Consider the following 22,522-nt stretch of genomic DNA (forward strand, 5'->3'; position numbering starts at 1 on the left):
GTGCCTGCCCGCAACCGGACGTGACACGAACCGTGTGGGGCGTATCGTCGTATATATCGGCGCGATATAGTTCCGTGTCGTATCAATCGGTTGGTTCGAACGGAAACAGGAGGTGACCCGTGCTGGAACTGGCGATACTCGGGCTCCTCCTCGAATCGCCCATGCACGGCTACGAGCTGCGCAAGCGTCTGACCGGGCTTCTCGGAGCCTTCCGCGCCTTCTCCTACGGGTCGCTCTATCCGACTCTGCGGAGAATGCAGGCGGACGGCCTCATCGAAGAGGATCCGGGAACTCCCGGTCCCGTGAAACGACGTGCCCGCCGCGTCTACCAGCTCACCCCGAAGGGTCGAGAACGCTTCACCGAGCTGGTCGCCGACACGGGACCGCAGAACTACACCGATGACGGATTCGGCGTGCACCTCGCCTTCTTCGGTCGCACTCCCGCCGAAGCGCGGATGCGAATTCTCGAAGGCAGGCGCCGCCAGGTCGAGGAGCGCAGAGAAGCGCTCCGCGATGCGATCGGACGGGCCAGCGGCACACTCGATCGTTACACCCGTCAGCTCCATCAGCTCGGCCTCGAGTCCAGCGAGCGCGAAGTGCGCTGGCTCAACGAACTCATCGCCGCCGAGCAGTCGTCAGCAGCACGCAACAAAGAAGGAGAACCCGACCATGGGTGAGAACAGCACCGCGGTGCGCGTGGCCATTGTGGGCGTGGGGAACTGTGCCTCTTCCCTGGTCCAGGGCGTCGAGTACTACAAGGATGCGGACGCCGAGACCACCGTCCCCGGCCTGATGCACGTCGAATTCGGTCCCTACCACGTGCGCGACGTCCAGTTCGTCGCCGCGTTCGACGTGGATGCCAAGAAGGTCGGCTTCGACCTGTCCGAGGCGATCCTCGCGAGCGAGAACAACACCATCAAGATCGCCGACGTGCCGCCGCTCGGCGTGCCCGTGCAGCGCGGTCACACGCTCGACGGCATCGGCAAGTACTACTCCGAGACCATCGAGCTGTCCGACGCCGAGCCCGTCGACGTGGTTCAGGCGCTCGAGGATGCCCAGGTCGACGTTCTCGTCTCCTACCTCCCCGTGGGTTCCGAAGAGGCCGACAAGTTCTACGCGCAGTGCGCCATCGACGCGGGCGTCGCCTTCGTCAACGCTCTCCCCGTGTTCATCGCCTCCGACCCCGAGTGGGCGCAGAAGTTCACCGACGCCGGTGTCCCGATCGTCGGCGACGACATCAAGTCGCAGGTCGGCGCCACCATCACCCACCGCGTGATGGCGAAGCTGTTCGAGGACCGCGGTGTCGTGCTCGACCGCACGTACCAGCTCAACGTCGGCGGCAACATGGACTTCAAGAACATGCTCGAGCGCGAGCGTCTGGAGTCGAAGAAGGTCTCCAAGACCCAGGCCGTCACGTCGAACCTCAACGGCCCCCTCGCCGGCAAGGTCCACGACCGCGACGTGCACATCGGCCCCTCCGACTACGTGCAGTGGCTCGACGACCGCAAGTGGGCGTACGTCCGCCTCGAGGGTCGCGCCTTCGGTGACGCCCCGCTGAACCTCGAGTACAAGCTCGAGGTGTGGGACTCCCCGAACTCGGCCGGCATCATCATCGACGCCATCCGCGCGGCGAAGATCGCCAAGGACCGCGGCATCGGCGGCCCGATCCTCCCGGCTTCGGCATACCTGATGAAGTCCCCGCCGGTCCAGATGGCCGACGATTCCGCCCGCGCCCAGCTCGAGGCGTTCATCATCGGAGCCGACGCGTAAGTCGTTCTCCGGCAGGATTTCCGACAAAGGCCGCATCCCTCACGTGGGATGCGGCCTTCGTCGTTGCTGTTGCGGGTGACGGACCGGCCTATGCCATCTTCCGGATCACAGACAGCGGCAGCACCTTCATCGCGTAGCCGAGCGGAATCCACGGCCAGCCCGGCACGTACGCCTTGGCGGGTTCCTTCTCGATCGCAGCCGCCAGTGCACGACAACCTGTTTCGGTGTCGACGATGAACGGGACCTTCTTCACCTTCTCGTTGATCTCCGACCGGATGTATCCGGGGAAGATCGTGCTCACCGAGATGTCGGTGTCCGCCAGGTCGGCCCGCATCCCCTCACCGAGCGAGGCGACGGCGGCCTTCGACGCGGCGTAGGTCGTCAGGTTGCGCGGCATGCCCCGCACCGCGCTCATGGACGAGATGAGGACGACGTGCCCGCGCCCACGGGGTCGCATGAGCTCGAGGGCCGCTTCGCTCTGCGCCAGCGCACCGAGGAAGTTGGTGTTCGCGGTCTGGGCGTTCGCGCGGAAGTATCCGGTACCGAGGGGTTGTCCCTTGCCGAGGCCGGCGTTGACGATCACCCGGTCGAGACCGCCGAGCTCCTCGTCGAACTCGCGGAAGACGGTGAACACGTCGTCGTGCCGGTTCACGTCGAGGGCGCGCACGCTCACGGTGATGCCCGGATGCGCGGCGAGCAATTCGTCCCGCAGCTCCTCGAGCCGTTCGACGCGACGGGCAGCGAGCGCGAGATTCCTTCCTCGCGCGGCGAATTCACGCGCCATACCGGCACCGAGCCCGGAACTCGCACCGGTGATGAGGATGTTCCGTCGCTGCGGGCGGCTCATCGGTTCTCCTTCTCGTATCGATCGATCAATGCACTGCAACGGGATTCGAGGTAGCCGACCACGACCCAGAAGTCCTTGAAGGCCGGGTTGGTGGTGTGGCCGTGGTGGTAGCGGTAGTAGATCTGCTGGGCGATCACGGCGAGGCGGAACAGTCCGAACACCTCGTAGAATCCCCAGCCGTCCACCGGCAGTCCGGTCCGCTCGGAATAGTATTCGACGATCTCCCGCCGGGTGAGCATGCCGGGGAGATCGGACGGCTGCCGCTTCGTCAGCAGCAGCATGTCGTCGTCGTCCGCCTGGACCCAGTAGGCGAGCGACGAGCCGAGGTCCATCAGGGGGTCGCCGATGGTGGCCAGCTCCCAGTCGAGCACCGCGACCGGCTTCAGCGGATCGTTCTCGTCGAGGACGATGTTGTCGAGCCGGAAGTCGCCGTGGATCACGGTCTGCGCGACGTCCTGCGGCTGCCGCGCCGCCAGCCACTCGGTGACGCGGGCGAAGTCGGGGACGTTGTCGGTGCGGGCCTTGGCGTAGCGCGACGTCCAGCCCGCGACCTGCCGTGCGACGTAACCGGATCCGCGCCCCAGTTCGGACAGTCCCGCGGACTCCGGGTCGATGCCGTGCAGTTCGACGAGCAGGTCGACGATGCGCAGGCACAGGGTGCGGGTGTCCGCTTCGGAGAGGTCGAGTTGCGTGGGTGGATTCGTGCGCAGGATGGTGCCGGGAACGCGGTTCATGACGTAGAAGTCGCTGCCGAGCACGCTGTGATCGGTGCACAGGCCGACCATGGTGGGCACGTAGGGGTAGACCGGTGCGAGCATCGACTGGATGCGGTACTCACGTGCCATGTCGTGGCCCGACGACGGCTTCGCCCCGGCCGGCGGACGGCGCAGCACGAGATCGCGATCCGGATAGCGCAGCAGATAGGTGAGATTGGATGCGCCGCCGGAGAACTGGCGTACCTCCGGCACTCCGGAGATGCCGGCGTTCTCGGCGAGCCAGGCCGCGACCGCGTCGACGTCGAAGGCGTCCTCCTCACGAACGGTGCGGGCGTTGTCGGGAAGTGTGGTCATCGTCGGAAACTCCCTCTCACGCGTACTTGCCGAGTTCGAACCGGGCGACGAGCCCCTGGTGCACCTCGTCGGGTCCGTCGGCGAGACGCAGTGCTCGCGCGGCCGTCCACGCACCGGCGAGGGGGAAGTCGTCGGAAAGCCCGCCACCACCGTGGATCTGGATGGCGAAGTCGACGATCTGCTGGGTGACGCGCGGTGCGACGACCTTGATCTCCGAGACCGCCGAGCGCGCTCCGGCGAGTCCCTGCGTGTCGAGCAGCCAGGCCGCGTGCAGGACGAGCAGCCGCAGTTGATTGATCGCGATGCGGGCGTCGGCGATGCGTTCGCGGTTGCCGCCGAGGTTGATGATCGGCTTGCCGAAGGCGGTGCGCTCGAGACCGCGGCGACACGCGAGTTCGAGGGCGTGCTCGGCCAGCCCGACGAGGCGCATGCAGTGGTGGATGCGGCCGGGACCGAGCCGGCCCTGGGCGATCTCGAATCCTCGTCCGGGACCGGCGATGACGGCATCGAGCGGCAGTCGCGCGTCGGTGAAGGATACCTCGCCGTGGCCACTGGGCTCGTCGAAGAAGCCCATCGTCGGGAGCATGCGCTCGACCTTCACACCGGGGGTGTCGAAGGGCACGAGGACCATCGAATGTCGCTGGTGCTTGTGGGCTTCCGGGTCGGTCAGGCCCATGAAGATGAGCACCTTGCAGTCGGGATGGCCGACGCCGGTGCTCCACCACTTGCGGCCGTTGAGCACGATCTCGTCGCCCTCGACCACGGCGGTCGCGGCCATGTTCGTCGCGTCCGACGACGCGACCTCGGGTTCGGTCATGCAGAAGGCCGAACGGATCTCACCGTCGAGGAGCGGGCGCAGCCACTGTTCCTTCTGCGCCTCGCTGCCGTAGTGGTAGAGGACCTCCATGTTGCCGGTGTCGGGGGCGTCGCAGTTGAACACTGCGGAGGCGAACTGCGAGCGGCCCATCTCCTCGGCGAGCGGGGCGTATTCGACGTTCGACAGTCCGGCACCGAGTTCGGCGTCGGGCAGGAAGAGGTTCCACAGCCCCTCGGCACGGGCCTTGCGCTGCAGCTCGCGGAATTCGGGGGAGACGGCCCACCTCTCGGCAGCGTCGATGTCGCGTCGTCCCTCGCCCGCGGTGCGTCGCTCGGCCCGCAGTCGCTGTTCGACGGGCGTGACCTCGGCGGCGATGAACGCTCGGAGGCGTTCGAGATAGTCGCGACTGCGCTCGGACTGTGCGAAATCCATCGGGTGCCTTCCGTCGAGTTCGACCGGGAATCTGCCCGGTCGGGCGGTCGTAACTGAGCGATGCTCAGTTAGGCTATCGGCGTGAGCACCCCGCGACAAGAGGCGTCCAAGGGACGGCGTCGTCTGCCGCCCGAGGAACGTCGACGGCAACTCGTGGCGATCGGGCTGCAGGAGCTGTCGACGCGCCCGATCCACGCCCTGTCGATCGACCGCGTCGCCGAGATCGCCGGCATCTCCCGCGGTCTGCTGTTCCGCTACTTCCCCACGAAGCAGGACTTCTACGTCGCCGTCGTCGGCGCCGCGTCACGCCGGTTGCTCCGCGCGGCGGACCCCGATCCGGACGAGCAGGATCCCCTCCGGGCGGTGCTGCACCCGTTCGTGTCGTTCATCGATCGTCACGGCGACAACTATCAGGCGTTCTTCCACAGCGGCGTCGGTTCGGACCCCCAGATCCGCGACATCCACGACTCGATGCGCGACACCATGGTCGAGCGGGTCGTCGCGGCGCTGGGCTGCGACGACACCCCCGTCACCCGTATGCGGCTGCGGGGGTGGTGGGCGCTCGTGGAGTCGCTGGCGATCGACCGGTTCCGCGAAGGCACACCGAGCGTCGACGAGGTCGTCGATTATTCGGCCGCGCTGCTGCCGACGGTGCTGGCCGGGCCGTAGACCCGAACCGCCTCGACAACGAAGGGGAGGTCGTGTGCGTCCCCGGGCGGGAAAACGCACACAACCTCTCCCTCGATGGGTGGAGTACGGATCTACAAGCCGGGGATCTGGATCGTCACGCCGGGGAACACCTCGATCTGCGAGGGCACCGGGACGGGCAGATCGACCGGCGGCGCGGGAATCGTGATCGGCGGCAGGTTCGACAGGTCGGGCAGCTGGAAGGTCGGCGCCGGGGGAGCGGTGGTGGTCTCGATACCGGCGTCCTTCGGGACACCTGCCTGACCACCGATCGGCGCCGGCCACGGGAAGCTCTCGACGGGCGTGCCCTCGAGCGCGCCGTCCATCGTTCCCTTCCAGATGTCCGACGGCAGTCCGGAACCGTAGATCGACCCGCCCCAGCTGTTGGTGATCGCCCCGGCATCGGGAGTGCCCATCCACACGGCCGTCGACAGCGACGGCGTGTACCCGACCATCCAGGCGTCCTTGTTCAACCCGGTGTCGCCGAGCTGCGTGGTGCCGGTCTTCGACGCCGACGGCCGCCCACCGGCGAGCGCGTGCCCGCGCGAATAGGCGGCGATCGGCATCATGGCCTGGGTCGCGTTGTCGGCGACCGCGGCGTCGAAGCGCTGCTCGCCGGGTGACGGCGGACGATCGAGGAGCACGACACCGTCGGCCGTGACGACCTTCTGCACGAAGTACGGCTCGTGGAAGACACCGGACGCGGCGATCGTCGCGTAGGCGGAGGCCATGTCGATGACCCGTGCCTGGTACTGGCCGAGGACGATCCCACCCTCCGGCGGACCACCGTTCTCGCTCAGCGTCTGCCCCTCGACCCCGGGGATCGTCAGCGGGATCCCCGCTGCGTGCGCGGCGTCGGCGATCTTCTGCGGGCCGTTCGACATGGACATCATGAGCCGGTAGAAGCTCGTGTTCAGCGACCGCTTGAGCGCCTCGGCGATCGTGCAGCGTCCGCACGACTCGCCCTCGACGTTGCCGATGCGGATGTTGCCCACCGTGAGCGGGGAGCTGTCGAAGCGCGCGTTGAGGCCGATCCCGTCGTCGAGCGCGGCGAGCAGGCCGAACACCTTGAACGCCGAACCGGTCTGGACGGGGGCCTGCGCGAAGTCGAAACCGGCGCCGTCCTCACCGCCGTAGTAGGCGCGCACGGCACCGGAGCGGGGGTCGACCGAGACCACCGCGGTGCGCAGTTCTCCGGGTTCGCCGGACAGCGTGGACCGGGCCGCGTCGATCGCCGCCTGCTGGGCCTTCAGGTCGATGGTGGTGGTGATGCGCAGACCTTCGGTGTTGAGGGCCTGTTCGCTGATCCCCGCCGCGGACAGCTCGCGCAACACCTGGGTACGGATGTGGCCTTCCGGTCCGGTCGCCTCGGTGGCCAGCACGAGGGTGTCCGACGGCACCGTCGGAGGGAACACCTGGTCCGACCGCTCGGCCGGGTCGAGGACCTTCATCTCGACCATGCCGTCGAGCACGTAGTTCCAGCGTTCCTCGATGGCGGGCAGGTTGTACTCGGGGTCGAGCGACGACGGCGTCCGGATCACCCCGGCCAGGACGGCGCCCTCGGAGACCGACAGCTCCTCGACGGGCTTGCCGAAGTAGGCCTGGGACGCCGCGCCGATGCCGTAGGCGCCGCGACCGAAGTAGATGGTGTTGAGATACGCCTCGAGGATCTCGTCCTTCGACCACTGCCGCGCCATCTTGGTGGAGATGACGAGCTCGCGCATCTTGCGTTCGAGCGTGCGATCGGAACCGACGAGCACGTTCTTGACGTACTGCTGGGTGATCGTGGAACCACCGCCGGCGGTGTCCTTGCCCATGACGTTGTCGCGGGCCGCGCGCGCGAAACCGGTGATCGAGAAACCCGGGTTGCTGTAGAAGTTGCGGTCCTCCGCCGACAGCACGGCGTTGCGGACGTGCTCGGGGATCTGCGCGATCCCGACCTCGACACGGTTGCCCTCCGGCGGGACCACCCGGGTGATCTCGGTGGCGTCGTCGGACGCGTAGACGCGCGCGAGCTGGTTCGTCTTCATGTCCGCCGGGGTCGGCACGTCCGCCGAGTAGTAGGCGGTGGCGAAGATCCCGAGCGGGACGAGCACGGCGAGAACGAACGCGACGAGTACGGCGTAGCGAACGATGCGTCCCCTGCGCTTCTTCGCTGCGGCCGCGGCGGCGCGCGAGGATGTCGACCTTTTGGGGCTCGTCACTCGTTCCACTTTCTCGGTACCGGAAATCCGGACGGGAGGGTCTCCCGCCCACCGTATGGTACGGAAACGACCACGGGACGCGTCCGGAACACCGGTACGGTGCTCCTTCTCACGTCACGGGAAGGTCAGCCGGATCGGCGCCACGCGCGGAACGCGAACCCCCACATCACGACGAATGCGAGCAGCACGAGGGACGGCACGATGCCGGGTTGCGGCGACGTCAGCTCGGCGACCGCGGAGATCACCGCCATCACCGTGAACACCGTGAGCAGGCCGAGCAGCATCTCGAGTCGGTTCCGGCGTGGAACCTTCCTCACGACTTGACGCCGCCCGCGGTCAGACCCGAGATGATGCGGCGCTGGAAGAGCAGCACCATCACCACGAGCGGCACCATGACGAGCGTGCCGCCGGCCATGATCGACGCGTACGGGGTGACGTACGGGTCGGTGCCGGTGAACCGTGCCATCGCGACCGTCACCGGGGCCGTGCTCTCGCTCGACAGCTGCGACATCAGCAGGTACTCGTTGACGGTCGCGATGAAGGCGAGGATCGCCGTGGTGAACAGCGCGGGTGCCGCGAGCGGCAGCATGACCAGGCGGAACGCCTGCCCGCGCGTCGCGCCGTCCATGCGGGCGGCCTCCTCGAGTTCCCACGGCAGTTCGGAGAAGAACGAGGTGAGCGTGTAGACCGTCAGCGGCAGCACGAACGAGATGTTCGGGATGATCAGCGCCTGGTACTTGCCGATCCAGCCGATGTCGGTGAACAGCTGGAACAGCGGCGTCACGAGCGCGACGACCGGGAACATCGACGCGCCGAGGATGATGCCGGTGACGAAGTACTTGCCGCGGAACTCGAAGCGCGACAGCGCGTAGGCGGTGAACACGCCGAGCAGCAGCGCGACCGCCGTGGTGGCGCCGGCGATGATGACGCTGTTGAGCAGCGCCCGCGAGAAGTTGACCTTGGCGTCGGGGTCGAGCGCGTCGGCGAAGTTCTGCAGGGTCGGGTTCGACGGCCACAGGGTCGTGCTGAACGTCTCCGACGGGTCGCGCAGGGCCGTGACGATCATCCAGTAGCAGGGGGCCAGGCCCCACACGACGATCAGCGCGACACCCAGATAGGTGCCGACGGTGCTCATCCTGCGCTTGAACGGCACCTTGCGGGTCTGCACCGGCGTGGGCTCCGGCCGGCTCCGGGGAATCTCGGTGGTGACGGTCATACGACCTCCCCCTTACGCTGCTTCTCCTGCGTACTCACCGCGTTGGCGCCGAGGAACCGCACCAGCACGAAGGCGACGGCGAAGATGAGCAGGAAGGTGATCGTCGACAGGGCGGACGCGGAGTTCGAACCCTGCCGCATCTGGTCGACGACGAGCACCGAGATCGTGGACGTCGCGGGATTGGACCCCATCATGATCGCGGGCAGGTCGTACATGCGCAGCGCGTCCATGGTGCGGAACAGGATCGCCACCATGAGAGCGGGCTTCACCAGCGGCAGCGTGATCATCTTGAACCGCTGCCAGGCGTTCGCGCCGTCGACCTTCGCGGCCTCGTAGACGTCCTGCGGGATCATCTGCAGGCCGGCGAGGATGAGCAGCGCCATGAACGGCGCCGTCTTCCACACGTCGGCGACGATGATCGCGAAGCGCGCGGGCCACGGGTCGGCGGTCCACAGATAGTCGGTGCCGAGCAGTTTGTTGGCGGCACCGTCGTTGGCGAAGATGAAGAACCACAGCTTGGCGGTGACGGCGGTGGGGATCGCCCACGGCACGAGCACGGAGGCGCGCAGCAGGCCGCGACCCCGGAACGACTTGGCCATCACGACCGCCATCGCGAAACCGATCACCGTCTCGAGCGAGACCGTGACGACGGTGAAGAAGAAGGTGTTGAAGATCGACTGCCAGAACTGGGAGCCGAGGGTGCCCGGAGGGCACGGGATCGAACCGGTGGCGGTGTTGCAGGTCTGGGTGATCCAGCGCGTGTAGTTCTCGATCCCTACGAAACCGCCGGTGACGAACCGGCCCGTCTCGGGGTCGAGTCGCTTCGAGTCACCGTGCAGCGACATCCACACCGCTCGTCCGAGCGGGTACAGGATGATCACGGCCAGGACGAGCATCGACGGGGCGACGAACATCCATACCGGGACCTTGCGCCGCGTCTTCACCGCCGTGACGGGAGGTGCGGGCACGCGGTGACGTCCGCCGACACGTCCGCGGTCGGGACCGGGCACGGTCCCGACCGCGGGGGCGTGTGGCGGATCCGCGGGATTGTCGACCTGCGGGTCAGCCATGTACTGCTCCTAGAGCATCAGTTGCCGGCGGTCTCGATGCCGGCCTGGGTGTCGTCCAGCGCCTGCTGGACGGTCTTCTCGCCACGGATCGCAGCGTAGGCGTTGTCGGCGATCGCCTTGGACACGGCCGAGTAGTAGGGCGACGCCGGACGCGGCTCGGCTGCCTCGAGGGCCTCCTTCAGCGTCGAGAAGTAGGGGTACTGCTCGAGGATCGAGGCGTCGTCGTAGACCTCGGCGAGAACCGGGGCGCCGCCCGCTTCCGCGTAGTACATCTGTGCCTGGCGGGTCTGCATGAACTCGAGGAAGTCGCGCGCGGTGGCGGGAGCATCCGAGAACGCGCTGATGCCGACGTTGTAGCCGCCGAGCGTCGAGACGCCGGGGCCGTCGACGCCGGGCAGGACGGCGATGCCGTAGTTGCCGGCGACCGATGAGCTCTCACCGTCGGTGTAGAAGCCGGGCCACGTGCGCAGGAACAGTGCCTCGCCGTTGCCGAAAGCGGTCTGCGACTCGCCCTCGGTGTAGGTCTGCGCGGCGGCCGGGATGATGCCGTCCTCGAAGTTGTCGACGATGAACTGCAGGCCTTCGGCCGTCTTGTCGTCGACTGCCGGGGTCAGGCCGTCCTCGGCGACGAAGGAGCCACCGAAGGCGTTGACGATCTCGGTGACGTTGACCGTCAAGCCCTCGTAGTTCTTGAACTGACCGATGTAGCAGGCGATACCCGCTTCCTCGGCCTTCGGGCACTCGGCCTTCAGGTCGTCCCAGGTCGCGGGGGCCTCGTCGACGAGATCGGTGCGGTAGTAGAGGAACGCGCCGTTGGTGTTCTTCGGGGCGGCGTACAGGGTGCCGTTGTAGGTGCCCGACTCGACGGTCGCGGGCAGCAGGCCCTCGGTGTCGATCGCCAGGTCGTCCTCGAGGGGGAGCAGCCAGCCGTTCGCGGCGAACTCCGCCGTGTTGGTGACGTCCACGGCGATGAGGTCGTACTCGTCGCTGCGGGCCTGCATCCGCTGGGCGATGTCGTCGTACTGGTCGTTGGCCTCCTTGGCCAGCGGCTTGAACGTCACCTGCTCGTCGGGATGCTCGGCGTTCCAGTCGGCGATGATGCTCTCGAGCGCCGCGTTCAGGGGATCCTGCCCCTCGACGATCGTGATCGGGCCACGGCCCTCACCGGAAGCAGCGGTACCCTCGCCGCCGGTCGAGGTGTCGTCGCCACCGTTGTCCGACGAGCAGCCCGCGAGAACGAGCGCGGTCGCGGCCGTCGCGGCGATCGCAGCCCTCCGCATCGCCTTCGTATTCAGAACCATCAACAACTCCCCATTTCGAGGTCGGAAAACACACGTCGGTGACCCAGGTGCACCGACACCGGCCACTACTGTGGCACGCAGCACCGGTAAAAGTCGGCATTCCGCCCATCCTGAATCGGTCGAGTGTCGACTCCGCAGACCGATCCCGGAGCGATGATCAGCCGATCCGCTTCCCGTCGGACGTTCCGAAGACGTGCACGTGTTCGGGGTCGAAGCGCAGGTACAGCCGGTCGCCCTTCTGCGGAGGGTTGCGCCAGTCGCTGCGGGCGACGATCTGCTGGACGATCCCGCCGACGTCGGCCCGGCCGTAGACGTAGGCCTCCGAGCCGAGCTCCTCGACCACGTCGACATCCATGGCCAGACCCTCGTTCGAGATCTCGAGGTGTTCGGGCCGGATCCCGAGCACGACCTCCTTCTCGGTGACCTGACCGACCACGTCGCGCGGCACCGGTACGTGGGTGTCGCCGATCATCGCGCCGCGGTCGAAGACCGGGAGGCGGAACAGGTTCATCGCGGGCGAGCCCATGAAACCGGCGACGAAGACGTTCGCCGGCTTGTTGTAGAGCACGCGCGGCGACGCGCACTGCTGCAGGATGCCCTTCTCGAGCACCGCGACGCGGTCACCCATCGTCATGGCCTCGACCTGGTCGTGGGTGACGTAGACGGTGGTGGTGCCGAGGCGGCGCTGCAGCTGCGCGATCTGCGTACGGGTCTGCACGCGGAGCTTGGCGTCGAGGTTCGACAGCGGCTCGTCCATGAGGAAGACCTGCGGCTGGCGGACGATGGCGCGGCCCATCGCGACGCGCTGACGCTGACCGCCGGACAGCGCCTTGGGCTTGCGGTCGAGGAACTGCTCGAGGTCGAGCATCTTCGCGACCTCGACGACCCGCTCGCGGATCTCGTTCTTCGGTGTCTTGGCCAGCTTCAGCGCGAAGCCCATGTTCTCCGCGACCGACATGTGCGGGTAGAGGGCGTAGTTCTGGAACACCATCGCGATGTCGCGTTCCTTCGGATCCTGCCCGGTGACGTCCTGGTCGCCGATGAGGATGCGCCCGCTGTGCACCTCCTCGAGACCGGCGAGCATGCGCAGCGAGGTCGACTTGCCGCAGCCCGACGGTCCGACCAGGACCAGGAACTCGCCGTCCTCGATCTCGAGGTCGAGCGCGTCGACCGCGGGCGTACTCGAGCCGGGGAACAGGCACGTGGCCTTGTCGAAGGTCACCGACGCCATCTCGAAGATCCTTTCCGAAGCGGTACACGCTCGTGCGGTAGGGGAATCTACCGTGCGTCGCTCGATCGGCTCTCGACCGGCGTGACGTCGTCGTCGTTCCACACCTGGATTCCGCGGACGCCCGGGACGTCACCGGCGCGGAAGACGGGGTCGCGACCCTGCTTGCGTTGCGCGCTGTAGTGATGGAACAACGCGTAGGCGATACCCGACAGCGGGATCAGGGCGATGAGGTTGACGGTGGCCATGATCCCCATGGCGAGGTCGGCCAGCGCCCACACCAGCGGCAGCGAGCCGATCGCCCCGAGGAAGACGCACAGCACGACCGCCGAGCGCAGATAGGGCAGGATGCGGCGCGATCCGGTGAGGAACTCCATGTTGGATTCGCTGTAGTAGTAGTTGCCGATCACCGAGGTGAACGCGAGGAAGAAGATCAGCACGGCGAGGAAGTGCACCGTCCAGTCGCCGAGCTGCAGCGCGAGCGCGTTCTGCGTCAGAGCGGCGCCCTCGAGACCGCTGCCGAATTCGGGCTCGGACAACAGGATGATGAAGGCCGTGATCGAGCAGACCAGCAGGGTGTCGAAGTAGACGCCGAGGCTCTGGACCAGGCCCTGCTTGACCGGGTGGGAGACCGCGGCGGCGGCGCCGGCGTTGGGTGCCGAGCCCATGCCGGCCTCGTTCGAGAAGAGACCTCGGCGGATGCCGTTCATGAAGGCGGCACCGAAACCACCACCGACGACCTCCTCGAGACCGAAGGCGTTCTCGACGATGAGGCGGAACATGGTCGGAACCTCGCCGATGTTGAGGACCACGACGATGATGCCGATGACCAGGTAGACGAACGCCAGGACCGGCACGACGATCTGGGAGACACCGGAGATGCGGCGGATACCGCCGAAGATCACCACGCCGACGATGAGGGCGACGACCAGGCCCACGATCACTTGGAGGGTCATGGTCTTCTCGCCGACGGAACTCGAGACGGCGTCGACGATCGAATTGGTCTGCACCGCGTTGAACACGAATCCGTAGGTGATGGTGATGATGACCGCGAAGATCATGCCCATCCAGCGTTTCCGTAGCCCGTACTGCATGTAGTAGGCGGGGCCGCCGCGGAAGGTGCCGTCCTCGTCGCGCACCTTGTACAGCTGGGCGAGGGTGGACTCGAGGAAGGCGGTCGCCGCACCGACCAAGGCCATCGCCCACATCCAGAACACCGCGCCGGGACCACCGAGGCTGATCGCGATCGCGACACCGGCGACGTTGCCCGTTCCCACGCGGGAGGCGGCCGAGACGGAGAAGGCCCGGAAGGCGGACAGGCCCGGTTCTCCGTTGGGTTGCCTCTCGGGTTTCTCCACGATGGAACGCAGCATGTCGGGCAGGAGCCGGATCTGGATGAACCGGGAGCGGATCGTGTAGTACAGGCCCGAACCGATGAGCAGTGCGATCACCGCGTACCAGAACGTGTCGTTGATATCGGTGACGAAATCGACCGCAGTGTCCATCTGCACGATCTTGGTGGGTCGCGGACGGTTTCGCAGGAATTTCGTGCGTGTTCCCGGTCTCGTGGGCGGAGTCGGTGCCGGGCTCTACGCTCGCTGGGTGAGTTCGGACAAGATGTTGAGTCGTATCGGCGGGTTGCTCCGCCAGGCGGAGTCCACCGACAACCCTCACGAGGCCGACGCCTTCCTCGCCGCGGCGCAGCGGCTCGCGACGTCCTCCTCGATCGATCTGGCGGTCGCGCGCAGCCACACGGCGGCGAAGGAACGCCGCGCGACTCCCGTGCAGCGACTGATCACCATCGGCGAGACGGGCAAGAAGGGACTGCGCACCTACGCCCAGTTGTTCATCGCGATCGCGGGAGCCAACGACGTGCAGTGCGACATCACCGCGAACTCCACCGTCATCTACGCCTACGGCTTCGCCGACGACATCGACGTGTGCGAGGCGCTGTATTCCTCTCTGCTCGTGCAGATGGTGCGGGCGTCCGACGCGTATCTGCGCGAGGGCACCTACCGGAACGAGACCACGGTGCGCACCGTCGTCGAGGAACGCGGCGGTCGCCGGGTGCGCACACGTGTGCGCAAGCCCGTTGCCGCGGTGACGGCCCGGCTGAACTTCCAGTCGGCGTTCGCCGCGCGCATCGGTGCCCGGCTGGCCGAGGCGAAGCAGGAGATCGAACGCGAGGTGGAAACATCCGCGCCCGGTACGGCGTTGGTGTTGCGTGGGAAGAGTCTGGAACTCCAGGACTTCTACCGCAGTACGTCGCAGGCACGGGGCAGTTGGCGGGGAAACCGGGCACCGTCGGCGCGCTCGGCCGATGCCCGGCGCGCGGGCGACCGCGCCGGACGCGCGGCCCGACTGGGAACGGCACCCGAACTGCCGTCGGCTTCGAGGAGGCTGGAACGGTGACCAAGGTGCGCGATACCCGCAGAACCGCTGTGTACGAAGCGGAGTCGATCGTACGGAAGATGCTCGACCGCGCCGACGAGCGCGGTCTGCGGACCGTCGAGGTCGCCGGTTCCCACGTCACACTCCCGGTGGAGAGACGGTTCGCCTCCATCGCCTCGGTCCAGGACTACATCGACGCCGTGCTCGCCCTCGACTGGGTACGCGCCCGGTGGGAGCGCGCCGCCGTGCCGGTGCGCGTGCGGGCCCGTGCGGGCAACGCAGCCGCACACTACGAACGCGACTGCGCGACGATCGCTCTTCCCGAGCACCGGGCGAACACCGCGTGGGCGTTCCGCGAGATGGTGGTGTTGCACGAACTCGCGCACCATCTCGATCCGCAGGATCCCGACGACGCCACCGAGGGAGCCCACGGGCCGGCCTTCGTCGAACGTTTCCTTGCCCTCGTGGGCGAAATCATCGGCCCGGAAGCAGCATTCGCGTTGCAGGCGACAGGGATCGCCGCCCCGGTGCATCCGCGTCGATAGCCTCCGGTTTCCGAAACCCTTACCGGCTCGAGAACCTTTCTTTGGCATGCCCGCGGACGGCCGGGCGAGATCTGTAGCAAATATCGTATCCTGCTGCATAACATACTGATTGGTACTTTCCGAGCCCGTCGTTCACTCCGGGATCCGCATGCCGACGAAGCATGCGAATCACGGTCTCGAGTGACGTACTGTGGTTTGCATCACACAAAGACGCGCGTCGGCTGCGTACCGTACCGAGACTTCCCCGGCCCCTTCCGAGCACGCCACACGACGCGCGGCATACGAAGGAGAACGGTGATGAAACCCGGAGCACGAGTCGCCCTCGGTGTGGGCATCGGATATTTCCTCGGCCGTACCAAGAAGATGCGGGTGGCCATGATGCTCGCCGGTGCCGGAATGACCGGCAAACTGCCCAGCAATCCGCAGGAACTCTTGCAGCGCAGCGCCTCGATGCTCGGCTCGTCTCCCGAGATCAACAAGATCACCGAATCCGTTCGCGGAGAACTCATGCATGCGGCTCGTGCCGCTGCCGTGACCGCGGCCAGCAACCGGATCGACGCCCTCAACGAACGTCTGCAATCCCGTGCGAGCGGTGGCGGCGGAGGGTCGGAGGAACCCGAGGACGCCGAATACGAGGACGAATACGACGAACCACGCGACGAGCAGGAAGGTCGCGGCAGCAAGCGTCGCGGCAACCGGAGTCGCAACGAGGAGCCGGATTACGACGAGACGGACGAAGAGGGTTCCGACGAGGAGGATTCGGGCGACGAAGAGGAGCCGGAGCCCGAGCGTCCCACACCGCGGCGCCGCGCAGCTCGGGCCACATCCCGTCCGCGGACTTCCCGCAGCAAGAAGACGGCCGACAGCGAAGACTCGGACGACTCGGAGGAGGCACCTCCGAAGCCGCGCAAGCGCGCAGCGCGTAGCACTGCGTCGTCCTCCTCCTCCGGTCGTGCGCCCGTACGTCGAACGAAGCGGTGAGAACGATGGCCAGGTTGAGCGATGTATCGGGCGGAGTCGCCGACGCGGTGGGCAAGGCCGGGAAGACCGCGACCGATACCGCCGGTAAGGCCGGCCGCACCGCCACGGACACGGCGGGGAAGGCCACGGGAGGATTGACCGGCGGGTTGCAACAGTCGTTGCAGGGTCTCGCGGGAACGGTCGCCCAGAACGCGTTGTCGAGCCTGTCCGACAGGGTCACCGGCACAACTGGACGATTACAGGATTACTCCGAGGGCAAGGGCGGGAATCTGGCCAGTGCGCTGACCGGTGTCGACAAGCTTGCCGAGGGCGAGTCGCCGTTGAAGGCAGCGGCGAGCTCAGGATTCGAGAATCTGAAGAACACCGCCAAGGACAAGTTCCAGGACGTCAAGGAGGCCGTCACCGGCGGCGGCGGAGGCAAGGGCGGGGGTGGCAAGAAGCTCAAGCTCACCAACATCGTCGAGAGCATCGACGTGGGCGTGCCGATCGACCTCGCCTACGACCTGTGGACCCAGTTCGCCGACTGGCCGAAGTTCATGAAGAAGGTCGAACAGGTCGAACAGGTCGAGGACGAGAAGCTCAATTGGACCGGCAAGGTGTTCTGGTCGCGCCGGAACTGGGAGTCCACGATCCTCGAACAGGTGCCGTTCGAACGGATCGTGTGGCGTTCCAAGGGCGGCAAGGGTTACATCGACGGCGCGGTGACCTTCCACGAGCTCACACCCGATCTCACCCGGATCCTCATGGTCCTCGAGTACCACCCCCGGGGCCTGTTCGAGCGCACCGCGAATCTGTGGCGGGCGGTCGGTCGCCGGTCCCGCCTGGAACTCAAACATTTCCGGCGCTACGCCATGACCGAGGCCGTACTGCATCCCGACGACATCGTCGGCTGGCACGGCGAGATCCGTGAGAGCGAGGTCGTCAAGGACGACGAGACCGCGCGTCAGGAGGAAGAGGAGCGGGAGCAGGAGGACGCCCGCGAGAACGGCGAGGAGGGGGACGAGGGGGAGACCGACACCTCCGGTGACGAGGACGAGATCCGCGACGAGGACGAGGATTTCGAGGAGGGTGAACCGTCCGAAGACGAATACGAAGAGGAGTCACCCGAGGAGGAGGATCTGCGGGAGGAGGACGAAGGGGACGAGGAGCCGGCCGAGGATGAGGAGGATCTCGAGGACGAGTATCCCGAAGAGGAGGACGAGACCGAGGAGGACGAGTCCTCCGACGAAGAACCCGACGACGAAGAGGACGAGCCCGAACCGCCTCGGAAACGTGCGCCCGCCAAGCGGACCCGGGCGACGAAGAGCACCGGTACGCGCTCGTCCCGCTCGAGAGGATCCCGGTCATGACCATCCAACCTGCAGGGGGCGGCGGGGGCGGCGGCGGGGGCGGTATGGCCCGTCCCAACTCGTCCGGCCTCGCCGACGTCATCGACACCATCCTCGACAAGGGCCTCGTCATCGACGCGTTCGTGCGTGTCTCGCTCGTCGGTATCGAACTGCTCACCATCGACGCCCGCGTCGTCGTGGCCAGTGTCGACACCTATCTGCGTTTCGCGGAAGCGGTGAACCGGCTCGAGATCTCCGACAACGAGCCGAAGGGCCTTCCGGATCTCGTCGGCGACATCACCTCCGGCGGTTCCAAGCACAAGACGAAGGGCGCGCTCGAGGCTGCGGGGGAGAAGGTCAGCGAGTTCCTCGGGGATGTCCAGGAGCAGCGGCAGCCCGCTCGACGATCACGCAGGGGTGAGGACTGATGTCGACCGAACAGACCGAACGACCCGAGCAGGGCGACAGCGACGAAACCGCCACGACCACTGCGGTCTATGTCTACGGCATCGTCCCGTCGGATGTGGAACCGGAGGAGCATGCGGAAGGGGTGGGCAATCCGCCGGCCGAGGTGTCGGTGGTCAAGTCCGGTCGCATTGCTGCGCTGGTGAGCGAGATCCCGACCGATCGCGCTCTCGGCACACCGGACGATCTCAAGGCGCACGCCGCGTTGCTCGACGGGACCGTGGCGGTCGCCCCCGTGCTCCCGCTGAGATTCGGTGCCGTCCTCACCGACCGGGATGCGGTGGCCGCGGAGTTGCTCGAGGGGAACGAGGACGAACTCGCCTCGGCCCTCGACCAACTCGACGGTCTCGCACAGTTCGTCGTGAAGGGACGGTACGACGAGAGGGCGATCCTGCAGGAGATCCTCGAGGAGAACTCCGAGGCGGCGCAGTTGCGGGAGCAGATCCGCGGCCAGTCCGAGGACGCGACCCGCGAGGCCCGGATGGCGCTCGGGGAGATCATCAACGCGACGATCGAGGCCAAACGGAACGAGGACACGCGCCGCACGGTCGAGGCTCTGTCCTCTCTCGACCCGATGGTCAACGAGCGGCAACCCACGCACGAGCAGGATGCCGTGCACATCGCCGTCCTCGTCGAACTCGAGCGGCAGGACGAACTCGAACAGGCCCTGCAGGAATTGGGCCGGGAATGGGAGGACCGGGTCGAGATCTCGTTGCTCGGCCCGATGGCGGCCTACGACTTCGTGGCGAAATCCGATCCCGGCGAAGGAGGTTGACGATGGGTCTGCTGACCTCCCTGCTCACGTTGCCCCTCGCTCCCGTCAAGGGAGTGATGTGGCTCGGAGAGATCATCCAGGAGCAGGTCGAACAGCAACTGCACGATCCCGCCAACGTGCGGCGCGAACTCGAGCAGATCGAGGAAGCGGCGGAGGCGGGCGAGCTGACGCCCGAGGAGAAGGACGAGGCGCAGCAGGCCGTGCTGAACCGGATGATCTCCCGGGGTGGATCCGGCCCCGCCGAGGGAAAGGAGTGATCCCGTGGCGCAGGACACCGGTCCGCCCGCGATCTCGGCGGCCGAGGCCGCATCGGCGGCTCTCACACATCTGAAGGAACTGACCTCGAAGGAGGTTCAGGGGGTCACCTCCGTCGAACCCACCGAGGACGGATGGGTCGTCGAGGTGGAGGTCGTGGAGGACAGACGGATTCCGTCGTCGGCCGACATGCTCGCGCTCTACGAGGTGGAGGTCGATCTGGACGGGAATTTGCTTGCGTACCGGAGGACCCGGCGTTACGGACGCGGCAGCAGCGACATCGGTGCGAGGACCGGGTCATGACGGTGGTCGGTGGGGGTGGCGGCACGTCGTCGCCGCAGCCCTACGGGGGTGGAGGACGGTCGACCAATCTCGGCGACATCCTCGAGCGTGTCCTCGACAAGGGTTTGGTCATCGCCGGCGACATCCAGGTGAATCTGCTCGACATCGAACTGCTCACGATCAAGCTCCGCCTCGTCATCGCATCGCTCGAGACGGCCAAGGCCGTCGGGATCGACTGGTGGGAGAGCGATCCGTGGTTGACGAGCAAGGCTCGAGCACCCGAGGTCGATTCGAGCCGGGCAGAACTCGAGCTGGAGAATCGGCAGCTGCGCGAGCGGTTGGCTGCACTCGAGGCCCGAGCGGAGGAACTGGAGCCGGAAACGGCGGAGATCGTGGACGAGGAGGACCGTGACTGACACGACCGGAATCTGGATGTACGCCGTGACCGACGGGACGCTCGTCGGCCACGAGACCGAGGGCGCCTCCGGTGTCGCTGGTGAGCAGGTCCGCACGGTGCAGGAGGGCGGACTGACCGCCGTGGTCGGAACGGTGCCCCTGGACGATTTCGGCGAGGCCGCGCTGGCACGCAATCTCGAGGACCTGGACTGGCTGGAAAGAGTGGCCCGCGCCCATGATTCGGTCGTCGCCGGATTGGCGCGTCACGTCTCCGTGGTACCCCTGCGACTCGCGACCGTCTGCCTCGACGACGAGCGGGTCCGTGCCCTGCTCACCGAGCACCGGGAGCAGTTCTCGTCTGCACTCGCGCTCGTGACGGGTCGAACCGAATGGGGGGTCAAGGCGTTCGCCGATCGCAAGGCGCTGACCGCGGCCGCCGCCGAAGCGCAAGCGGAGGGAGCGGGTTCCGGCACGGGCACGGCCTATCTACTGCGCCGGCGTGCGCAACTGGCAGCACAGGAGAGTGTCGAACGCGATGCGGCCGAACGCGCCGCCGATATCCACGAGCGGTTGCTGCGCGTGTCGGCCGCGGGTCGCCGGAGCGCGCCGACCGATCCGGCACTGAGCGGCAGCCACGAGTGGATGCTGCTCAACGGGACGTATCTCGTCGATGACGACCGGACGGACGAATTCCGCTCCGAGGTCGAGGAACTCGGGTCGCTGAATCAGGGGATCAAGCTCGAGACGAGTGGTCCGTGGCCGCCCTACTCGTTCGCCGGAGCAGAACGGATCTCGCCGTGAGGTACGCCGACGGATCGGTGGACGAGGAACGGCGGATCGCTCTGATCGATCTGCTGGATCGGGTGTTGTCCGGCGGCGTGGTCATCACCGGCGACATCACGCTGTCGATCGCGGAGATCGATCTGGTGCGGATCTCGTTGCGCGCGTTGATCTCGTCGATCAGTACCCTGTCGCTACCCGGGATCGACGTCCCCGTCCCGCGTGGGGCCCGGGAGGGTTCGTGAGCGAGCCGGTGAACTTCCCGTCGCGTATCGACGCCGATCCCGAATCCGTGGAGCGGGGTCTGGTGACGCTGGTGCTCACGCTCGTCGAACTGCTCCGGCAGCTGATGGAGCGTCAGGCCCTGCACCGCATGGATGCAGGGGATCTCAGCGACGAGCAGATCGAACGGCTCGGCACGACACTGATGCTGCTCGAGCAGCGCATGGGCGAACTGCGCGACCATTTCGGGCTCACCCCCGAGGATCTCAACATCGATCTCGGTCCGCTGGGGACACTGCTGCCCCGGGAGTGAGCCCGATCGGTCACATTCCGGCGATCTCCACGAGCTCGTAGTCCTTCACGCCACCGGCGAGCACCCGCAGGTGGTCGTCCATGGTGCCGAGGGTGTGCTCGATCGCGGTCAGGCGGCTCAGGTAGTGGCCGATGGAGTGCTCGGCGGTGACACCGATACCGCCGTGCATCTGCACGGACTCCTGGCCGATCTTCCGAGCGGACCGGCCGACCTGCAGCTTGGCGCGCGAGGCGATGGTCGGGTCGACGATGCCGTCGGCGAGGGCCATGGTCGCGTACAGGCTCATGCTCGACGCCAGCTCGTACAGCACGTACATGTCGGCCGCGCGGTGGGTGAGCGCCTGGAACATCGACAGCGGCACACCGAACTGCTTGCGCTGCTTGAGATAGCCCGTCGTCAGCTGCACCGAGGAGTCGAGGGCACCGACCGCCTCGGCGCACAGTGCCGCCTGTGCGTGCACCTGCGCCGCGGTGATGGCGGCGGACGCGTCGGCCGCCTCACCGAGCGGGGTGGCCGCGACGTCGTCAAGTACGAGCTGCGCACCGCGACGCTCGTCGTGGGTGCGGTACGGCGTGCGGACCAGACCGTCGGCCGATGCGTCGACGACGAACAGTCCGACGCCACCCTCCGGGAGCTTCGCGGAGACGATGAAGGTGTCGGCGCAATCACCGTGCAGCACAGGGTTCTTGCGACCGGAGACGGTCCAGGAGTCGCCGTCGCGCGCCGCGGTGGTGGCCACCTCGGTGTGCGGCCAGCGGCTGCCCGGCTCGTCGTGCGCGAACGCGAGGAGCACGGTGCCCTCGGACAGCCGCGGCAGGATGTCGGAGCGCTGCGCGTCGGTACCGACCTCTGCGACGAGCCGACCGGGCAGGTAGACGCAGTCGAGCACGGGCTCGGGTGCAAGGGCGCGGCCGATCTCGGTCATGACGGCCATGACCTCCACGGGCCCGGCTCCCATGCCGCCGTGTTCCTCCGTGAAGGGCAGGCCGAGCACGCCGAGTTCGGCAAGCTGCTTCCACACGTCGCGATTCCAGCCCAGGTCACTTTCGGCCACCCGGTTGCGCGACTCGACGTCGTACGCGCCGGAGAGCAGGTCGCGGACGGTCGCGCGGAGCATGTCCTGTTCGGTGTCGAGTTCGAAATTCAT

26 protein-coding genes are annotated in these 22,522 nt (G+C 67.1%); 15 read left to right on the forward strand and 11 right to left on the reverse strand.

Annotation, left to right across the window (positions count from 1 at the left end):
• Window positions 1-119: 119 nt before the first annotated feature.
• Window positions 120-677 (forward strand): PadR family transcriptional regulator, encoded by a 558-nt coding sequence (locus tag C6Y44_RS24590; RefSeq protein WP_016694961.1) that lies wholly within the window; start codon window positions 120-122, stop codon window positions 675-677.
• A complete protein-coding gene (locus C6Y44_RS24595) occupies window positions 670-1,770 on the forward strand; it encodes an inositol-3-phosphate synthase (protein WP_120280883.1) in 1,101 nt (366 codons plus the stop codon). Before C6Y44_RS24590 ends, C6Y44_RS24595 begins: the two co-directional genes overlap by 8 nt.
• 88 nt (window positions 1,771-1,858) lie before the next feature.
• Here C6Y44_RS24595 and C6Y44_RS24600 read toward each other — a convergent pair whose 3' ends face one another.
• From C6Y44_RS24600 to C6Y44_RS24610, 3 genes are read right to left on the reverse strand one after another with little or no spacing between them, the layout of a single operon-like run.
• Window positions 1,859-2,617 (reverse strand): SDR family oxidoreductase, encoded by a 759-nt coding sequence (locus C6Y44_RS24600; protein ID WP_120280884.1) that lies wholly within the window; start codon window positions 2,615-2,617, stop codon window positions 1,859-1,861.
• On the reverse strand, window positions 2,614-3,687 hold the full coding sequence (locus C6Y44_RS24605) for a phosphotransferase family protein (RefSeq protein ID WP_159417155.1): 1,074 nt from the start codon (window positions 3,685-3,687) through the stop codon (window positions 2,614-2,616). Before C6Y44_RS24605 ends, C6Y44_RS24600 begins: the two co-directional genes overlap by 4 nt.
• A gap of 16 nt (window positions 3,688-3,703) precedes the next feature.
• Entirely contained in the window at window positions 3,704-4,936 is a 1,233-nt protein-coding gene (locus tag C6Y44_RS24610; protein WP_159417154.1) for an acyl-CoA dehydrogenase family protein, read from the reverse strand.
• Between the two features lie 153 nt (window positions 4,937-5,089).
• Between C6Y44_RS24610 and C6Y44_RS24615 the strand changes: the two genes are divergently transcribed.
• A complete protein-coding gene (locus C6Y44_RS24615; protein ID WP_174247099.1) occupies window positions 5,090-5,605 on the forward strand; it encodes a TetR/AcrR family transcriptional regulator in 516 nt (171 codons plus the stop codon).
• Window positions 5,606-5,697: 92 nt separating this feature from the next.
• On the opposite strand, the gene C6Y44_RS24620 is transcribed toward C6Y44_RS24615, so the two are convergent.
• The 7 genes from C6Y44_RS24620 to C6Y44_RS24650 all read right to left on the reverse strand — a co-directional run bounded on the left by C6Y44_RS24620 (window position 5,698) and on the right by C6Y44_RS24650 (window position 14,147).
• Complete coding sequence (locus tag C6Y44_RS24620) at window positions 5,698-7,827, reverse strand: transglycosylase domain-containing protein (RefSeq protein ID WP_159417152.1); 2,130 nt, start codon at window positions 7,825-7,827, stop codon at window positions 5,698-5,700.
• A gap of 125 nt (window positions 7,828-7,952) precedes the next feature.
• The gene (locus C6Y44_RS24625) at window positions 7,953-8,144 is read right to left on the reverse strand and encodes a hypothetical protein (protein ID WP_006550829.1); all 192 of its coding nucleotides are present in this window, start codon (window positions 8,142-8,144) and stop codon (window positions 7,953-7,955) included.
• The gene (locus tag C6Y44_RS24630) at window positions 8,141-8,962 is read right to left on the reverse strand and encodes a carbohydrate ABC transporter permease (protein ID WP_033098494.1); all 822 of its coding nucleotides are present in this window, start codon (window positions 8,960-8,962) and stop codon (window positions 8,141-8,143) included. The genes C6Y44_RS24625 and C6Y44_RS24630 overlap by 4 nt, the downstream gene beginning before the upstream one ends.
• Before the next feature lie 77 nt (window positions 8,963-9,039).
• Window positions 9,040-10,113 carry a carbohydrate ABC transporter permease gene (locus C6Y44_RS24635; protein WP_120280889.1) on the reverse strand — a complete coding sequence of 358 codons (1,074 nt, stop codon included), beginning with the start codon at window positions 10,111-10,113 and terminating at the stop codon, window positions 9,040-9,042.
• Between the two features lie 17 nt (window positions 10,114-10,130).
• A complete protein-coding gene (locus C6Y44_RS24640) occupies window positions 10,131-11,414 on the reverse strand; it encodes an ABC transporter substrate-binding protein (RefSeq protein WP_120280890.1) in 1,284 nt (427 codons plus the stop codon).
• 157 nt (window positions 11,415-11,571) lie between these two features.
• The gene (locus tag C6Y44_RS24645) at window positions 11,572-12,645 is read right to left on the reverse strand and encodes an ABC transporter ATP-binding protein (RefSeq protein WP_060652503.1); all 1,074 of its coding nucleotides are present in this window, start codon (window positions 12,643-12,645) and stop codon (window positions 11,572-11,574) included.
• Between the two features lie 47 nt (window positions 12,646-12,692).
• On the reverse strand, window positions 12,693-14,147 hold the full coding sequence (locus C6Y44_RS24650; RefSeq protein WP_120280891.1) for an alanine/glycine:cation symporter family protein: 1,455 nt from the start codon (window positions 14,145-14,147) through the stop codon (window positions 12,693-12,695).
• Between the two features lie 97 nt (window positions 14,148-14,244).
• Here C6Y44_RS24650 and C6Y44_RS24655 point away from each other — a divergent pair, with 97 nt between their 5' ends.
• From C6Y44_RS24655 to C6Y44_RS24710, 12 genes are all read left to right on the forward strand, one after another.
• Window positions 14,245-15,054 carry a DUF2786 domain-containing protein gene (locus tag C6Y44_RS24655; protein ID WP_159417150.1) on the forward strand — a complete coding sequence of 270 codons (810 nt, stop codon included), beginning with the start codon at window positions 14,245-14,247 and terminating at the stop codon, window positions 15,052-15,054.
• The gene (locus tag C6Y44_RS24660; RefSeq protein WP_120280892.1) at window positions 15,051-15,578 is read left to right on the forward strand and encodes a TIGR04338 family metallohydrolase; all 528 of its coding nucleotides are present in this window, start codon (window positions 15,051-15,053) and stop codon (window positions 15,576-15,578) included. The genes C6Y44_RS24655 and C6Y44_RS24660 overlap by 4 nt, the downstream gene beginning before the upstream one ends.
• Window positions 15,579-15,875: 297 nt before the next feature.
• A complete protein-coding gene (locus tag C6Y44_RS24665) occupies window positions 15,876-16,559 on the forward strand; it encodes a hypothetical protein (RefSeq protein ID WP_120280893.1) in 684 nt (227 codons plus the stop codon).
• Window positions 16,560-16,564: 5 nt separating this feature from the next.
• Window positions 16,565-17,908: an SRPBCC family protein gene (locus C6Y44_RS24670; protein WP_159417149.1), complete on the forward strand. Its 1,344-nt coding sequence runs from the start codon at window positions 16,565-16,567 to the stop codon at window positions 17,906-17,908.
• Window positions 17,905-18,315 carry a gas vesicle protein GvpJ gene (gene gvpJ, locus C6Y44_RS24675; protein ID WP_024102484.1) on the forward strand — a complete coding sequence of 137 codons (411 nt, stop codon included), beginning with the start codon at window positions 17,905-17,907 and terminating at the stop codon, window positions 18,313-18,315. Before C6Y44_RS24670 ends, gvpJ (C6Y44_RS24675) begins: the two co-directional genes overlap by 4 nt.
• Window positions 18,315-19,127, forward strand: coding sequence for a GvpL/GvpF family gas vesicle protein (locus C6Y44_RS24680; protein WP_120280895.1), 813 nt, complete (start codon window positions 18,315-18,317; stop codon window positions 19,125-19,127). The genes gvpJ (C6Y44_RS24675) and C6Y44_RS24680 overlap by 1 nt, the downstream gene beginning before the upstream one ends.
• Before the next feature lie 2 nt (window positions 19,128-19,129).
• On the forward strand, window positions 19,130-19,384 hold the full coding sequence (locus C6Y44_RS24685) for a gas vesicle protein GvpG (protein WP_016693989.1): 255 nt from the start codon (window positions 19,130-19,132) through the stop codon (window positions 19,382-19,384).
• A gap of 4 nt (window positions 19,385-19,388) precedes the next feature.
• Window positions 19,389-19,685: a gas vesicle protein GvpO gene (gene gvpO / locus C6Y44_RS24690; protein ID WP_016693990.1), complete on the forward strand. Its 297-nt coding sequence runs from the start codon at window positions 19,389-19,391 to the stop codon at window positions 19,683-19,685.
• The gene (gene gvpJ, locus C6Y44_RS24695) at window positions 19,682-20,080 is read left to right on the forward strand and encodes a gas vesicle protein GvpJ (RefSeq protein WP_016693991.1); all 399 of its coding nucleotides are present in this window, start codon (window positions 19,682-19,684) and stop codon (window positions 20,078-20,080) included. Before gvpO ends, gvpJ (C6Y44_RS24695) begins: the two co-directional genes overlap by 4 nt.
• Window positions 20,073-20,861: a GvpL/GvpF family gas vesicle protein gene (locus C6Y44_RS24700; protein WP_016693992.1), complete on the forward strand. Its 789-nt coding sequence runs from the start codon at window positions 20,073-20,075 to the stop codon at window positions 20,859-20,861. Before gvpJ (C6Y44_RS24695) ends, C6Y44_RS24700 begins: the two co-directional genes overlap by 8 nt.
• Window positions 20,858-21,085: a gas vesicle protein gene (locus C6Y44_RS24705; protein WP_016693993.1), complete on the forward strand. Its 228-nt coding sequence runs from the start codon at window positions 20,858-20,860 to the stop codon at window positions 21,083-21,085. The genes C6Y44_RS24700 and C6Y44_RS24705 overlap by 4 nt, the downstream gene beginning before the upstream one ends.
• A complete protein-coding gene (locus C6Y44_RS24710) occupies window positions 21,082-21,375 on the forward strand; it encodes a gas vesicle protein K (protein WP_016693994.1) in 294 nt (97 codons plus the stop codon). The genes C6Y44_RS24705 and C6Y44_RS24710 overlap by 4 nt, the downstream gene beginning before the upstream one ends.
• Window positions 21,376-21,385: 10 nt before the next feature.
• On the opposite strand, the gene C6Y44_RS24715 is transcribed toward C6Y44_RS24710, so the two are convergent.
• Window positions 21,386-22,522 (reverse strand): acyl-CoA dehydrogenase family protein, encoded by a 1,137-nt coding sequence (locus C6Y44_RS24715; protein WP_159417148.1) that lies wholly within the window; start codon window positions 22,520-22,522, stop codon window positions 21,386-21,388.

Source organism: Rhodococcus rhodochrous (assembly GCF_014854695.1).
In the GTDB taxonomy this organism is placed as follows: domain Bacteria; phylum Actinomycetota; class Actinomycetes; order Mycobacteriales; family Mycobacteriaceae; genus Rhodococcus.